The sequence below is a fragment of the Vibrio sp. 1180_3 genome, assembly GCF_029478545.1.
GTDB classification, from domain to species: domain Bacteria; phylum Pseudomonadota; class Gammaproteobacteria; order Enterobacterales; family Vibrionaceae; genus Vibrio; species Vibrio aestuarianus.
Genome location: NZ_SJFM01000021.1, coordinates 67112 through 84673, shown reverse-complemented (window position 1 = coordinate 84673; position 17562 = coordinate 67112). Strand labels below are relative to the sequence as shown.

General features: G+C 43.7%; 8 protein-coding genes and 1 pseudogene. 1 reads left to right on the top strand and 8 read right to left on the bottom strand.

Features of this window, described 5'->3' with window-relative positions; genetic code table 11:
* Positions 1–112, top strand: a pseudogene (locus EYW48_RS13670) (IS982 family transposase); the annotation flags it as partial.
* Here EYW48_RS13670 and EYW48_RS13665 read toward each other — a convergent pair.
* The 8 genes from EYW48_RS13665 to EYW48_RS13630 all read right to left on the bottom strand — a co-directional run bounded on the left by EYW48_RS13665 (position 109) and on the right by EYW48_RS13630 (position 17530).
* Positions 109–531: a CRISPR-associated ring nuclease gene (locus tag EYW48_RS13665; protein WP_277432559.1), complete on the bottom strand. Its 423-nt coding sequence runs from the start codon at positions 529–531 to the stop codon at positions 109–111. The pseudogene EYW48_RS13670 and the gene EYW48_RS13665 overlap by 4 nt on opposite strands.
* 53 nt (positions 532–584) lie before the next feature.
* Positions 585–911, bottom strand: coding sequence for a CRISPR-associated ring nuclease Csm6 (gene csm6 / locus EYW48_RS13660; protein ID WP_274680598.1), 327 nt, complete (start codon positions 909–911; stop codon positions 585–587).
* 12 nt (positions 912–923) lie between these two features.
* Positions 924–7124, bottom strand: coding sequence for a DEAD/DEAH box helicase (locus EYW48_RS13655; RefSeq protein ID WP_277432558.1), 6201 nt, complete (start codon positions 7122–7124; stop codon positions 924–926).
* Positions 7125–7140: 16 nt separating this feature from the next.
* On the bottom strand, positions 7141–10500 hold the full coding sequence (locus EYW48_RS13650) for an STY4851/ECs_5259 family protein (protein WP_277432557.1): 3360 nt from the start codon (positions 10498–10500) through the stop codon (positions 7141–7143).
* Positions 10501–10593: 93 nt separating this feature from the next.
* Entirely contained in the window at positions 10594–11898 is a 1305-nt protein-coding gene (locus EYW48_RS13645) for an McrC family protein (protein ID WP_277432556.1), read from the bottom strand.
* The gene (locus tag EYW48_RS13640) at positions 11898–14501 is read right to left on the bottom strand and encodes an AAA family ATPase (RefSeq protein ID WP_277432555.1); all 2604 of its coding nucleotides are present in this window, start codon (positions 14499–14501) and stop codon (positions 11898–11900) included. Before EYW48_RS13640 ends, EYW48_RS13645 begins: the two co-directional genes overlap by 1 nt.
* 51 nt (positions 14502–14552) lie before the next feature.
* On the bottom strand, positions 14553–15944 hold the full coding sequence (locus tag EYW48_RS13635; RefSeq protein WP_277432554.1) for a restriction endonuclease subunit S: 1392 nt from the start codon (positions 15942–15944) through the stop codon (positions 14553–14555).
* On the bottom strand, positions 15944–17530 hold the full coding sequence (locus EYW48_RS13630; RefSeq protein ID WP_277432553.1) for an N-6 DNA methylase: 1587 nt from the start codon (positions 17528–17530) through the stop codon (positions 15944–15946). Before EYW48_RS13630 ends, EYW48_RS13635 begins: the two co-directional genes overlap by 1 nt.
* Positions 17531–17562: the final 32 nt, after the last annotated feature.

Below are 17562 nucleotides of genomic sequence, written 5' to 3'. Positions count from 1 at the left end.
TGGTTTCATGTTGAACTTGCTTGGCGGACTCATCGCTTACTGTTTAAAACCAGAAAAGCCATCTCTAAATATCACAAGTACCGAAAAGACGGGGCTCATGGCGATTGCTTAAACCGATCTCAGGTTAGTTAAAAAGAACATATAAATAGCGAGTTCCTTGCTGGTCAAATGCAATGTAATTCCTGCAACTTCGAGAGTTTTGCTAACAGAATTAATGTTCACACATAACTCATTACAGCTAGCAACATTCATCGCTGAAACGGTTTTAGAAAATGAATGCTGATCCATTTGTGCAAATATCGACTCATCAACCTGACGACGCATACGAACAAACGGGATTTGCGCAAGTGTCACTAAAGCATCTTTGCTGTTTACCACCTTTTTCTTGTCGCGCCCCACGATGTATTTATCGTAAGGTGTCGGATAGTAAAAATCACTAACAAACTCGAAGTCATCGTCAACAAATACATGGCTTAACACATCTTGATCTCGGCCGTAGAGAGACATAGCGTACCCCATATAAAAAGCCATGGTTTTTCGCCCCCCAGCAATGGAAGCATGAATCGCTAGATTATCATCTGATGTTAGTCAGCTACTTTGCGAGTAATAAAATCAGCCATAACTGATTGATCAGATTCCGCTTTTGCATCGCTTAAAACGTTGTCTAACTCATCTTCAATCAACCAAATATTATCAGAACCAAAACGAATCATTGGCAACTTGTAGTCATCAAAAAGTTGCAGCCAGTGACCATCTTCAAACAATCCCTTTGCTAGCGTCTGCTTAGAGTTAGCAGTGGTGATAACAAAAACTTCTTCTGGCATTTGGCCACCTTGCTTATGCAGAGCATAGACCGTCTCAGTTAGGACCTGAGGGCTAGCGCCCGTGACAGCTATAAGTATATGGTTCATAGTATTCTCGACCTAAGCAAAAGACACAAAGATTTCAGTTGGGAAACCTCCTGAAGATATCTGAGAGCGCCCCTCAACAATGATGTTTGCGTGTTCTTGATCATCAATATGATAAGGTAAGTGATTCTCAGGTAATCGTTTATCAGCAAACCAGTAGCCAAAGCCCTGGTCAAGCCACAACGTCACTTGTTTGCCGTTATCAAAAAACAAAACGAGCGTTCGCGAATGAGGTAGCTTGTATTTCGAGGTCGTTTTAAAACTCATATTTGCTGCCGAACTTTCAAATGCCAAACCGACTACCTTGTCACGTGAGTAATCATCAATAAAGTTATCTTGTACTGTCGTTGGCTTGTAACCTCGACTTAACTCCCCTGTGTGAATTTCGACTTGGCAGCTTTTGTAATGTTCCCCTAAAAACTTCAAGGTATTAAAGCATAGAGAAACAGGTAAAGTAGCGGCTAGATAACGATCAGAGTACGTTGCCGACTCGATAACCTGCTCTTGCATCAATTTCATTAATGCAGGGGAACGTTTAAACACAAGTGTCCAAAACTTCAACCCAAACTCAGAAGCCTTTCCATCTAATTCATTATCAATCACTATTTTTTCTACATCAGAACTCTGACGCAAACGCGTAGGATCAAAGTCTACCAACTCACCCAAAAAACCAATACCAATCACTAAAGTTTCATGGTCGTCGTCACGGAGGCCCCATTGATAACAATATGACTCATTCGTCACCGATGCTAACACCTGATGATCGACATGATCATTCAGCAGTTTGCTCATCAGCTTCACATTTGGGTGGTTCTGATACCAAGACAACGTCACTTTTTGCTCAAGTGACAACTCTTGAGCTTGAACCTCTGTCAATATCAAGTTGACCTTTCGCTTGGCAACCCAGCGACTAAATGCTTGATACAGTTGCCAATCTCCTAAATCGCTCAATTGACTTATGGGAATTTCAACATAGAGGTCTGAGTCATCATGTTTAGCAAGCGTATTTTCTATTGCGATCATTAACGGACGTAGTTCACGCCTATTGTGATGGTCGAACAATTCATATTCCGTTGGCAAACTAAGATTATTAAAAAATCCGTTACTCAAATAAGTGGTAACTTTACGCCTATCAAGTAAATCAAGGACATGTTGAGTCGAATAATCCACTAAACAACGATGACATGCCTTGTCACAGTGACAGCTAGATGCAACCTTCTTTGCTCCTTGCAATAACTCTACAACGTATTCCGAAGCTTGAATTGAAAAACCTGCACCGCCGGCAGCATTGTCAAACAACACAATAGCTTGTACTTCTCGCCCCTCATGATTCACAGGCTTCGTTGTACAACCAATTTCGTCATTATTAATACCCAGCTTCTCCGCTAACTGGTCTCGCATCAGCACAGCGATTGAACGAGCAATACTTCTATCTACTAGTGGTTTACCCAGCTCATCAAATAACAACAATTCGAATACATCGGTGTAAGTACTGTGTCCCAACTTTAGCGGACCTTTGACAGTAAATTCCCTGTCGTTACCTCCACACAAAACTTCGCTTGAGCTCGTTAAATGTCCCTTACCACCTCGTAAGCGAGTATGCCCCATTAAAACTTCTTTTGGTGACTTATCTCCACCTTCGGGCATTGCTTCCATACGACCACATTCTAAGCAAAGCGCGTATCCTTGGTTGACTGGTCCTGCACTGTAATAATAAACGTGGCCGTTATGGCTTGATCGGTATGATGCTCCAGGGTTTACACTTACGTCGTGCCACTCAGAGCCATCTACCGTCACCCAAGGGTCATTGAAAGGCACATGATTCAAGCGCGAGATATCATTATGAGGTTCGTCTCTAATATCAACAGCGAAACTTGCTGGCTGAATGTAAGGGTGAATACGCTCTTTTATTTTCTCATCACTCAAATTAAATTCATTGCCACAACATTCACACTGTTCTGGTCTTAACGAAGACGTGTTACTTGCGCCGCACTTGTCGCAACGCCATGCCCACCTTAATGCTTGTATCTCTTTTACTTGGTCGACGGACGCAGGACTATGCCAGTTCAACAACACGCCTTTCGACTGATACACACGTCCATCAATCACAACGTCATTGCCCGGTGCGTAATCGCGAATAGCAACTGAAAGATCCCGAGATGGAAAGCCAGCAGAGCTATATAGGTTATCTTTACGAGACGTTTTATCGTTGATTTGGTCTTGTTTCATCTTGATGTAGCGTTTTCGCCTTTCGATCACTTTGACATGATCGGTATTTAAAGACACCACATCAGTAGGGAAGCCGTATCCGGGTAAGAACCCTTTACGTGCTAACTCAGAAAGCAAGAACTCCCCCTCTAAGCGTTGAATTTGGCTTTCTACTGCTGCTTGTGCTGTTGATAGCGAGTTAGGGTTCTCTTCTAAACTTTTAGATTGTTCTTTTAGCAATTGATGCTCAACGGACCAACGCTCGACAATGCGCTTCATATGCTTAGCAGACGCATTTAGAATTTCGATACGTGATGTTGTATCAAGAGAGGTTCGACGTAACAAAGTATCCAACCCGTCTTGTACAAGATCTAATGCTCCATTGACACACCAATCAATAAACTGATCAGCTTGAGAAGCCACCGATTCATGATCAGATTTGAAGAAGTTACCGCAATTCAATTTCAACGAGTTCTCTGACTTCACGACATGATTTAAAAACGTTGAAAGTAGTAACGAATTCACATGGCGACGAACAATGTAGTCACTTGATAGCGATACATTCGGTACTTTAATTTCTGTATCAAACGCCCATCGAGTATTCGAAAAGATATGCTCTCCATGCGGAGTAGATTTACATAACGTAAGCGCAATCGATTTGGATTCCCCACGACGACCAGCACGACCTGCACGCTGCAAATAGTTTGCAGGGTTAGGCGGGGCATTATTCATCGCCACTACCGAGATACCGCCTATGTCTACACCCATTTCCATCGTTGTAGAACAGCTTAAAACGTTAATCTTCCCTTCTTTGAACTCTTTCTCATATTCGCGTAGCTGGCTTGCCTTTAGCTGCGCAGAGTGCTCTGCCACTCTAAAGTAAGGAGTACGTTCCACAACACGGTCAGCGATATCCGACCACGCATTTTCTTTACGGACATCAATTAAGTCTGGTTGCTCTTGCCAATCTCTAACTTTGTTTAGATCAACAGTTTCTCCACTTTCAGGATCACGGCCAAATGGGTATGGATAACTAGGGGTCGATATCTGTTTACACAAATGCTCGGTACGGTCCCCAGATAAGTTCAAATATGGCGTCACCCCTAACAATGGTTTATCTATGATTTTTTGGGTATGAGGACATTGATATTTATCTGCAACTAAAGAGAAACTCACTTGTTGCTCAAGCTCTAAACGATAACCATCACCACTCGGTGTCAACACTGAAGACTGCAGAGCCATCCACGCTTGGCGTAAAATTTCATTAATATCTGCACGTGTACCAGCATCGTCTAACTCTATATTCAGAGCCGTAGCAAGCAACCTAGCTAACCTTGGTTGTCGTGGTCCATTACGTCTAATTTTTGGCCATGCCTCCACATTCCAAATATGGGTAGGTTCATCTTGTCCTACTAAGAAAGCTGGCGAATATTTAGCCCCTATCCAGTTAATTTGCTCATCCGTCAACCTCACGGCTTTCATGCTTCGTACATGAAAATTCACACAAACAGTTAGGAAATTAACCCACTCTTCACGCGCTTTTTCAGCACTATCAAAATGTCTCAACCATTCACTAGGGGCTGAACTCTCCTTGTTGGCTAAAACTGGATATTCCATGCAGACTAAACCCATGGTTTCGAGTGTATTCTGTCTTTTGGGACGGCTATTAAACTCTCGTAATAACAGTAAACGAGCAAGTAATTTTGGATTAGCAACCATATCCATGCGGTCATCGAAGTGCTCGTAGAATTTTTTGATCCACAATTTTACTTCTTTCTGTTCTGCTAAGAATTCTTCGACTTCTTGCCAGGTAACAATTACTGTCTTTGAACTTCCACCAACCAGAGATGCTATTCGGCTTTCAACAAACTCGATCATGTCTTCTTCACCGCTCATTTTGGCCATCTTAAGCATTTTTTGAAACTTCTCGAGTTCAGCATTATCTCCAGAGCTTGGATCGCCCTCACGGATCGCTTTATCCAAGATCAAATGATAGATAGTTGAACGCAAAAACTGCCTTTCAGAGTCTTGCTGTGACTTGGCCGAAAAGCGAGCGGTCCCTTGTCGGCTATCGGTGAAAGTAATCATGCGACGCCCGTTCCAAGGACCTTTCAATTGCTCTTTCTTACCATCTTGACAATATTCTAATAATGTAGGGATCACCGTCGAAAGCATAAATGGTGCACCATTTCTGAAGTGACGGTAAAATTCGAAGTTCTTGATTTTGGTGTGCTGGCAACATGGACAACGCACCGACAAAGCACCGTCACTTTTACGATACCCTTCGACTCGATGTATTAAATGCGCGCCTGGAACTTTAGCGGCTTTTACATCTCTCTGGTTATTAATCCAATATTCACCAGTTTCATCAAAACTTAATGGAGAGATGAGAGCAAAGCGGTCATACTCTTCGGAGGTTTCTTCATCATCTTCTATGGTGAGATCTTCTTCTCCAACAAGGTCCAAGGCAAAGTCATCAATCGATGAGTCTGGCTTCGTTAAGTGCAGTTGAGAATGACTAGTCTCTGAATCCGTTTTTTCAGTCGCAGCCAATAAGCTAGTTCCGCAACCATTACAGCTAACCATTTCAAATATCGGTGAACCACACGAGCACTTCTCACGGCGTGACATATGAACCATACCAAATCGCCAATCAATCGACTCTAAAGGCGTACCTACCTTTGCCGAGCAATCTGAATTTGAGCAAGCCCAAAGCCCACCAGCAACTCTGTGGAACAAATGTAGTCTAAACGGAATAAATGCATCTCCATCTGCGTTCTTTGTCGAAGCACAGATATCAAGCCATTGAAGTGAGTCTTGTTCTGATAACGGTTCCTCAGTTGCAGACAATAGCTTCCCTATTTCGCTCAACGTCATTCTGTTATCGGTTGAACTCAGGTGCTGCCTTAACGTTCTTAACGGCGGTAAGCTTTGTAATACATCGTAACGTTCTATCTCGCTCGTTATGCTTGAAACACTATCAAGGTTCATCGCCTTGATTTGCTCCAGTTCCATCAGCGGTTTGATTTCACGCTCGCCTTTCACTAAATGAACTTGAGTGATATCGACACCTGCTACATCAGCCAAAAACGCTTTTAAATCCGCGTCAGAGTCCTTTCCACCAATCGTGGCAGAAGTAGCGACGAATCTCACTTGATCTGGCGTGACACCAAAACCATGCATTACACGTCGAAGCAACAAGGACAATTCAGCAGCTTGAGAACCGATATAGGTGTGAGCTTCATCTAAAACGATCCAACGCAGTTTGCCTTTGGAACGGTTCAAAATATTCGCGTCTTTTTGGCGAACCAACATGTACTCCAACATCGTAGAGTTGGTCACCAGTATTTGAGCTGGGTTTTCTCTCAACTCCTTTCGAGAAAGCTGTTCATTTGGGTGCTTTATTCGTTCTGCAGCGCTTACTGATTCCGGCGTATCACCATTAAACAGGCTGAATTTAACTTGATCACCCAACTGGTGAGTCCATGCCGTTAAACGCTCTCTCTGACTGTTAATTAGTGCATTGAGTGGATATAAGAACAAAGCCTCAACGCCATCAGGCTTGCTGTTGCGTTCTACAATGTCATTCAGAATTGGCACTAAGAAACACTCTGTCTTACCAGAACCCGTACCACTACTGACAATTACAGACTTAGGAGATGGCTCCAATAGATGAGACCATGCTTCATGTTGATGGGAATACGGGTACCAACTGCTATCAAAAAGGTAGTCTTCTTTAAGCTCTTTCGGTGGATTTGCCATTGCGTTTACAATCGAGCTGTTTAACAACCCACCCGATAGGTCTCGCATGCTTTGAGTATGCGGTTTCCAGCCAAAGGTGGCTTCAAATACAGGGTCAGCAAGAAACGCCCCCTCTTTACCTGGGGATTGAGAAAACGACTGCCACAAGAATTCACGTAAAGGCTTAGATCGCAAACCAAATTGCCCTAAAGTCGCGCGCGCTGCTCGTTTAGTCAGTTGGTCAACTAAAGACTCAAAATATTGCATGGTTGGTTTACCTTATTTAGCTATTCACTAGGCCGAAAATCATTTTATGTGTAAGAGCGAACACTTGTTCAAAGTAGTCAGGGTCGAAGCTGTTGTATTGTCTCATCGCATGTACCACCTCTGGTGTCATTCTCAGCGATGCATAGCCACAAGTGGACAAAGCAAGCAATACGGGTGCGTTCATCACGTTATTACGGTAGAGATCTTTAGTCGTGAAGCACACCTCTGCTAATTGTGGTTTAACTGCCTTAATTGAACTTTTCAATATATGGTCCGAAAATTCGCATGGCCAATGAGATTCATTGTATTGGTTATTCAATGAATTTCGCAGGTCAAACAATTGCTGAATGTAAGCGGCAGGATTAAGCGAAGGTTTCTCTCGATTGGCATCGATTTTATGCATTAAAAGGTTCTTGAGGCTTTGTAAGCCGTGGTATCGAGCTACTAATTCGTCTAATTTTGATTCAATTTGACCGCAGATAATGTCCGAAAAGTCGTTACCGTAAACCTCGATACGTGACGCATAGAAAGCGCTCACTACCGCGATCGCATCTGGAGCTTTAATGGAGTGCCATAAGAAAGGAAACTGCTGACTAAACTGCCAAATACGCTCGGCTTCTTTCTTATTTGCGCTTAACAACATAGCGAGCATAAATTCAGGTTTATTAATTGCACCTCGCCATAGATCGAATGTGGTAAGCGGAACACTATCAAAGGCCAACAAGGCTTTAATGTATGCCCATTCTGGCGCACTAAATTCTGTCGCCAACTGACCGCAAACCACCGAAAACTTATCTAGACGATCCTTACGGGCCCCGATAGATGCCGCTTCTTCTAGTCGATTACTCGGCGACGACAACAACTCAAGGTCTTTACTCCACATCAAAGGTCTTACACCCTGCTCGGCTTCGTCAGCATAGATAAGCCAAGCACCAGGCGAAGCGTCTTCTTCAGGGAAGTACCACTGTTCGTCATTCTTAATTAAAGTAATCGGCGCATAAGTTGGGTTATCCAAAGGCACCATCGAAAGTGTGCCCATGAAGCTATCGTTGTCGATTTCAATCGTGCCTTTTGCTCTGTTAGGAGTCAGCGCATTACTGTATGCATTCACACTAAAATTGAAAATGGTATGTGCATTGTCCAGCACCGATACCTTAACACTTGCATCTAATGAAGATGATAGCGCCAGCAGGGACTCAATATCCTCTTTCAATGTTGCTAAAGAAAAACCGGTAGATAAAACGTCACCTTTTGGCAAAGACCGCTTCACATAAGCCGACTTCGAAAATGCACCATAAATATCCCTAGCGAGCAGCTTAAACTCCACCTCTAGCGAATCACTGACGCCATAACCGAATAGCTCATAGCGATTAAGCGTATCGACTAAAATTACTTCAGCATTACGAACCAGTTCTCCCTTCGAACTGATCAAGCAAATACCTTTAGCGGGGAATGGCAATGTTATCGACAACGACTTCGCTTGGTCTTGCCACCACACCACAACATCAACTCGTGCAGGTGGCTGGGCTTGATGGCTTAGCATATCCAAAGTACGTTTAGCGGCATTCTGTTCTTGCTGGATATGAGATAGCACCGAGCCCGGCAGGACATCGACTTGATCTGGCTCTTTTAACGCGATAGATGGCAGTGGCTTATTAGAATAAAAGCTAATTTGACCAATTTGTACCGTGTGGCTCGGTTGAAATTCAATAGAAAAATCGTCCGGTAGCAAACCTACGGTAAAACGCTTAACCGGTTTATTATTTTCGAACCAAGCAATATCAACCTTACCAAAAGGTACCGTATTCATTGACTGCCATTGCTCAAGCATTGTATTGCGCCAACGAAGCTGAGTATTGGGAATTGCTGATTGCTGACCATTTTCATCAATGGCGACTAAGCTAGGAACACCAATAAAGCACTTACTTGGATTCGTTTGATAAGGAACAGGCTGACCAACCAAATTGAACTCAAGAGGTTGCACACCTTCTCGGTCAAGTGACACACAATATTCGTCAAAATAAAATTCAGCCTCTATTTGAGTATTAACATCATAAAGGACACGGCCATTGATGTGACCTATCGTAACAAGTGTGGGATGTGACAAGTGCGCAGGCACTGAAACCAAAGCGTTCGCTTCTGCACATTCGACATCTCCTGAACCTTTCAGTAACCACTCATCATTCTGTTGTGTGAACACCCAAGGTTCATCGGCATCAACTCCCGCGCCACCAAGCACTGGAGCGTACCATTCATTACCAAGGTCATCCGTTGCTTTTAACTGTATGTCGCAGTTAAACCACTCAATGGGAAGAGACTGAGTATAAACATCCAGTAAATAATGCTCAGAGTCAGCGCCACGTTTGAATGCCTTTGCCAGTAAAAGGCTCTTGCTGCCAACCGCAAACAGGTTTATGCGGTCTGGCAAATTCACGCTACTAAACAGTTGCTGTAAGAACTTAACATTAAGACGAGACTTGAGTGTGATATCAATTTGGTTCTGCCACTGATAATCGTCATCCGATGCCGACATATCCATCATTGAGGCATAATGAGAATAAGATTTACGAAGAGAACGAAGAATCTTAATAGAGTTTGGTAAACGACGTTGCACCTCAACAGCAAGACCAAGCGCATTACCCAATAAAGTTCGTGCGGCTTCAGGTTCCATGTTCAATGGTAACCCCTGCAACCAATTAGCATCAACCGTATTCAAGTAATGAAGCGGGTCGTCTTGCTCGTCTAACTCATGTTTATCGACCAGATAATAAATGGATTCAGCAACTTGGGTGACAATGCTATAAACCGTCTCATCACGATATGACGCCGCAATATAATGCGCATGTGCTTTAGCAACAGATACCGCACTTAACCGTGAGTTAGCAAATTGCCCATAATCTTGAATCACTTGTTCGAAGTAATGGGCAAGCCTGCTATTTGGATCTTGGATAAGCGTTTGTGGCAAGCCACCTTCAACCGCGACAGTGCCAAGTAACATGCGTCCCTTAGTGTTGCTTAATACCTTTCGCCCCCAGAAGCTTAACCCCTTAACAACTATCTCACTTCTTTGAGCGGGTGAAATTGCGTTGGCCTGTAAGCCGAGAGACTCCAATACAGGTTCCCAAGCCCAAATACCGCCTTGAAAAGACGTACGCCACCACTCCGCCGCATACAATACAAAACACCCTGCCCATTCCCTTGTCGGCTTATTCGAATAGGTGTGAATACCATTACTTTCGACGCTAGAAATCAGCGACTGCTTAAGTAACTCAAACTCCAATGCCGTCACTTTATAACTATAAACAGGTTGAGCATTTGGTTTGGTCAACTCTCTCGCATTAAGAATTGAAGAGAGGACATTTCTGTATGTTTGCATGATGAACCCTGACGTAGGTGGCGCTTTTTTGTGCGCTCGATTTAAACCTATTGTTATAATTGGGAATTTAATAGAAAAATGACGTACGTAAGCTTACGAAAGCAATGCCTTGCGCGAAAATTGAACGGGCCACTCTATGTTTGAATCGCCCGTTAATGAGAGAACAAACGGCACAACCCACAATTTTAGTGTTTCACTAAAATCAAAACTGTATTCTATAGGTTTTTCAAAGGCTTGATGCGATGGATAGATCAAGAAAAGATCCCCTTTTCCATCTAAGTATTTGTTACCATAAGCAAACATTTGATACAGGTCGGATTGAGAAAGGCCGTAATTGTGTTCCTCGATATCGATCAGCTTCCATTTCGTATCGAGAATCAACTTCGAATTACCCGGTAATGTTAACAGTAGATCTGGCTTCAACTGGAACTGACTCCGCTGATTATGAGTTACGAGATATTTCGAGGCTGCTTGTGTCGTAAGCTCTGCACCATCAGGCAGTTGTGTTCTGAGCACAGACGCGACGTAACTTTCAAACACCGCTTCCATTGGGAACAACAAGGAAAGCGCGCTGCTGTCACCTTTCATACTCAGTGGAGAGAATCCATCAAGTATCAATTTTGCCCACGCAATCGGCGAATGATAGTCCACCATTCCTCGGTCCAATTTGAGAGCGTTAATGTCTTGCTTCACGGATTTACTTGTAGGGACATCTGCAAAAGCAAACTGCAGCTCACGCAGCAACTTCTGGTTGGTCGCTAGCCTTGTGTAATAACCTAACTTCAACAGAGCCGTTTTGAGAAGTCTATTGGCTGGGCGGTTAATCAGGTACTCATCATATTCAACATAAAACTTGTGCTTATTGACGATGTTGTGTCTGATTTGCTGGGAAACTTTCAGCTTGCCCTTCTGATAGTGAAGGTTATCTTCTTGTGTAACATAGTCACTTTTGAGCCCTCTCTTAACCAAAATATTCAAGGATTGTAAAAACTGGTTAATAAACGCCTCGAGCAGTGGCATCTGCTTACTGGCTATATTCGCTTGGTTCGATGCCACGTACCGGAATGAACCTAAATGCTGCAGCATCATCAACAACATCTCGCGAGATTCTGAAACAGCTTGTTCGTGCGTTACCGACTTACGCCCTATTTTAGGTAGAACTTCAATATGCTCACCTGTCGGTGTAAACAATACACCGACGTAGTTTTTCACTTGAAGCAACTCATGGCCGAAACGCTTGGTTAATCCTAAACACTTATTGGTATCAGATTCTCCGGCGCTTAAACTCACGTCCTTTAAATACTCGAATGCACGTTTCGAAATGGGCTTTGCACCCAATTCATCACTTGCTGCTTTGTCACAAGTTAAATAGCCATATTCAAATACAGTGGTGTGCATTATGAAAGCTCAACGTCTATTTCTGGTTCAGTCTCAGGTGACTTAGTTAACGCCTCTTCACGTGGTTTATAGATACCAATATAAGCTTCAGCGTCTGCCCAAACACGTGCGCTGCTGCCAGCGAGTGTATATTTCACTACTGACTGACCGTATTGGTCCAGGTTATGCCCCTTGCCAAACAAACTCTTCAAATCATCTGTTTTTTGTTTTTGTTCTAGTACAAACTGTTGTGATTCATTATTCGTCTTTTGATTATCAGCGAGCACTAGGCGGATCTTACTCCAGTCTTCAAAGAAATATTCTTCCAGAAGAGGAATGATCTTATTTTTGAAAACAGAAACTAGAACATTAAACGCTTTACCCTGCTCACCTGCGTCTACCAGAGCTTTAACTGGCATAAAGAACGCGTGGCCTAAGGTGTGCTCACGGTCATAAAGAATTTCAATACGCTGGTTGAGTACACTTAGCAATTGCTCAAGGTCGATACCTTTTACTAGCGCGCCTTGTAATAGCTTGGGTTCTGGCATCATTTCGATGAAATCGAAACGACGACGAAGCGCCGTATCCATCATGGCCAGTGAACGGTCAGCGGTGTTCATTGTGCCGATGATATATAGATTGTCAGGGACCGAAAATGCCTTGCCTGAAATAGGCAATACAAGCTCTAGAGCTTCTTCATTACCTGCTCGCTTTGAAGGCTCGATAAGTGTAATGAGCTCACCAAATATCTTTGATATATTACCTCGATTTATCTCATCAATCACAAGAACAAATCTTTGAATATCTTGAGCTGCTTCTTTACCTAAAAAGATATTATTCTTATTCAACAAAGTACGTAACTCTGGAACAGAGAAACGAGTCAGTTCACTACAAGTTTTAATTGGTAGGAGCGTCTGTCCATTCAGATCGTAAACATTGAGATCTAATCCTTTAGCTAACCATTTAATTGGGCGAACATGGCAATAGTCATCACGCGTATAAACTCCGCCAGGACGGAACTCATAATCACCACTTACAACCCCAATGGCTTCTATTGTTTTTTGACCACTGACGCAAAAAACCACATCACCAATAGCCATACCATTGCAAAAGTGTCTTATCGTTGCTTGATTAGGATGGGTTTCATTAGCAAGTTCATCATTCATTTCCTGAGTTCGATTAACAGAGGTCATATCGCCGACATGTCCCCAACCAATCGCGCCTATATCATTATCTAAGCAATATCGCTTAACTTCACTGTGGCCACTACTTTCAATAGATAACTGCCAGATGTGTGCGTCTTCACTTAAAAACTCAGGTTTTTCAACTTTCTGCGCCGCTGCTTCATCACAGATAGACTTAAAGACACCGTCCTTGATTGGGTAAGATAGATTTCCATCATTATCAGATTCAGCACGAAGTCCCTCGACAAACTCTTCATAGCCATAGCTTTGGTGGAACGTAACAAAACGAATTCGTTTAGCCGTAACCAGTTCATCGTATTTGGCTTTTAGCTCATCGCGTGTTTTCCAAGAGAACTCTGGTTCGGCGGCTTTAACTGCCGCTTCAATGGTGTGGTAGGTTTTTCCGGTTCCCGGTGGGCCATAGAGAATTTGATTTAAGCTCGGCATCGTCATTTCGCTATCTCCATTGTTACTTTTCGCTGTATCCGTTGATGAGTTGTTAGGAGCGTAATCGACGGGCCAATACCCTTCTCTGTCGATGGTGTATTGTTCAACAAAGTCGTTCTTATCTTCTTCGCATGTAGCAAGGTACTCAAGGCTATATTTAGCGTCACCGAGTTTAATGTTTGATTTTTGAACCGTTATGAGCTTAAACACAGCGTCCGATTTAGTACTGTCTAAGCCTTTACGGCCAATACGGAACTGGTTGTCGATGTTTACCGGATAGATATCTAAGCCAGCATCATGCGCCCACTCGGTCAACTCATAAAGCTGTTGCAGTTTAGTACTGGAAAGGTTGTTGACTGCATCCATATTCATTCTTTCTATCAGTTGTTCGATTTCTTGCTCTGACGCATCTTGGTTGCTTGTCCAAACCTTGGCATAGTAGTCAAAAAGTGACACATCATCCGGCTTATCAGTAAGTAACTGGCTGTATGCCTGTGCCATGGTTGCTTGACTGTTTTTTACCGCTCGGCGAAGCACTGGAACTTTGTAAATATTAAGTACACTAAGTTTGGACCTATTTTGATAAATAAACGCCACTTTCCATTTTAAAGTCGGGGCAATATCTATTAACTCGATTGCGTCCAAATCATTGACCTGAACCGCTTTGATTACGTCTAAAATGCTCTGCTTAATGCGAGCAAATGCAGTCGGTGCATCCTCACCATATTTCGAGTGCCAAGTGTAAGTGTCATCGTGACTATAATTGTTGCGACCATTTCTTTTACTTGAATCAGCACGCTTATAAATACCGAACTTCTCTGATGAACCGCCCTTAATGGAACCTAACTCTCTCGCTTCGGTTTCAAGCCAATAAGTAAATGTATTTTTATCTTCAACTGAGACATATTCAGCTAATGTCATCGCTTCAATTCGTTCTACTGGCCATTCTGCTAAAAAGCGGTCCCAGAGCTGTTGTCTTTGATCGGTATTCATACTCTATCCATTAAAAAAGCACGCCATACAGCGTGCTTATAAAATTATCAATTAACCTTTAACGGCGGCCTTATTTGCTTTTTCCTTCGAGGCTCCAGCCTTTTTCGCTGCCTTAGTAAGCGCTTCTGCTTCCTTACGTGCCAGTGCGATGCGCTCCAGCAGTTTGTCGGCGGGTTCGTCGTTTGGATCTTGCGGCACCAGCTCACCTCGAAAAGCTTTGGCGAGGATGCTTTGCGTCAGTTTATCCACCCGCGCCTGCGCTTTTCTCACCTGCGCCTCGATGGTGTCGGCAAAGGCGAAGTACCTTTCGACCTGATTCACGATTTCGTTTTGTTCGTCGATCGTTGGATATGGAAGGCTCAAGCTTTTCAGCACTTTTAGATTGATGTTCTTTTGCGCTGTCGCTGGCGCGAATTGCTCTAAGCGATTCTTATTAACATCGATAAGATACTTTACAAATAAAGCTGATGTAACTTCTGGATTTGGTATAAATCCAACTACACTGTCAGGAAAACAGGCATCTATTGCCAAAATAGCGGTGTCAGCAATATTGGCTGCGATCGTTATGCAAAGCGTTCCTTTTGGAAAAAGCCTACTCTGCTCGAGTCCAAATTCGCTATACCATTTAGTACAACACTCGATAACCCCATTTGATTGAGCAACCTCTCCCGTTTGAATGAACGGGTACTCGTTACCGAATAAGCGAGGATCATTGCGAGGACGATGTTTAGATTTACCTCGTGCCAGCGCCCCCAAGTCATCTAGCCCTTTTCTAGACCAACTTGATGGAAAACATTCCGAATCATATTCAGAGTCCCCACGCCACTCCTCCGTCAATTTCCCAGACACGGCGGCGGCGAGGACGGATTGGCGGAAGCGTTTGAGGATCGCGGGAATGCCATCGAGGCGCGCTTTGATGGTGTCCACCTGCGCCAACACCTCATCCAGCTTTTCGACGATGCGTTTTTGTTCAGCTAGTGGGGGAAAACACACACCAATATTTTCGATTCCCGAAGCTGAAATATTTGGCTGAGCTCCACCATATGCGATCTCAAGTATTGTCGGCGAAAGATACTTAATTAAATGATTACGAAATCCAAGATCACTTAATTCAGGTGCATTGAGTTTTAAATTCCCGACTCGTTGATTCTGATATGCGGGTGTACTTCCCCCATAAACACCTATCTTACCTGTTGTTGCACCCGACATTGCAACTAAGAGATCACCTTTCGCAATTTCAAATTCTGATACTGCAAGCTCAGCTGGAACATGATTTGCTTTTTTGTCAGAAGCAACCTTGCCATTGATATCGGAGATTCTAATAACAGGAACCGTCATATTTGATGGTTCACTGTAGTCTTTACTCTTAAAAGCAAAACCATTTTTTAGATGAATATAGTCCCCTAACTTGGCACTAACCCACCCTTTCGGCAATTCACTCATTACTCTGCCTCCAGCTTTTCTACCAAGCCAAACGCTTCTGCCACTAGCTGTTTTTGCCCTTCGGCGACATCATCTGCGCCCAGTGCTTGCATCAGTTGGTAGATTTCTGCCATCGCTTCGGTCAGTTCTGCCATCGCTTCGCCTGCCAGCAATTCTGGCGCAGGCAGGTTTTCTGCGCTGGTCGCTTCAAGATCTTTTAGCCATGAAATATCTAGGCTATCGCCTTTTTGATCACGGATGTATTCGCGGCTGAATTTGCGGAAGCGAGCGTTTTCGATCACGTTTGCTACCGCTTCCTCTCCTTCGGCAAAAATGTTGCCCAGTGTCTCGTAAACACCCTCTTCACGAGCTGATTGACCGTTCTTATCTGCGCCATAAGCGTTCACAAATGCATCAAAGTGTTTTTCAGTTAACGGGCGACGTTTGCCAAAGGTATTCATGTTGGTACGCATATCGAATACCCATGTCTCTTTGGTGCAGCCTTTATCTTGGTTCGGGTTCTCTGGCGTGCCTTTTTGGAAGAACAGCACGTTAGTTTTTACCCCTGCAGCGTAAAAGATGCCAGTTGGCAAACGCAAAATGGTGTGCAGGTTACATTTGTCCATCAAATCACGACGAATATCTGTGCCTTTACCGCCTTCAAACAAGACGTTATCTGGGATCACTACGGCAGCACGACCGCCCGGCTCAAGGGCATCATAAATGTGCTGCATAAAACAAAGCTGTTTGTTGCCCGTTGGGTGAACAAAGGTACGGGTGATGTTGGTGCTGGCAGCACTACCAAATGGTGGGTTGGTTAAAATCACATCCGCTTTGGGCAAGTTTTCACCGGCGCTGCCAAGAGTATTACCTAAACGGATCGCCCCTTCGTTGTCATCGCCTTCAATATCGTGCAGTAAGCAGTTCATCAATGCTAAACGGCGCGTCTCTGGTACGAGTTCCAAACCAACAAAGGCTTTTTTCATTTGGAATTCTTGATCATCATCGCTCAAATCTTCTAAATCGTTGGTGTTGGCTTTGATGTATTTGTCCGCTTCAATCAGAAAGCCTGCTGTGCCTGCCGCCGGGTCTTGAATGATCTCTCGTGGCTGTGGCTGCATCACCTTGATGATGGTGCTGATAAGCGAACGCGGCGTAAAGTATTGACCAGCGCCTGATTTAGTTTCGTTTGCGTTTTTTTGCAACAAGCCTTCGTACATGTCTCCGAAGTCATCACGGCTTTTACCCTGACCGCCATCAAACCATTCTAGGCTGTCCATATTAGCAACCAGTTCGGTCAACTGCGCTGGTTGAGTAATGGTGGTATTGACGTTTTGGAAAATCGCACGAACAATCGCGTGTTCATCTGCGCCAAGCTGTACCAACATATTGCGGTAAAACTGGTGCTGATCTTGCCCCACTTTGGCTTTTAACTTCGACCAACGAAAATCCTCTGGTAGCAACTCGTCTTCTTGCCCTGTCTCTTCACACATTTTTAAAAATAGTAAAGACGCCAGCTCGTTAACGTAGTTTTGGTAAGACACCCCGCCATCTCGCAGGTTGTCACACAGTTTCCAAAGTTTGGCGACCAGATCGTTATTGTTCATGTTTGTTCTCTTGCTTCACGACGTCTAAACAC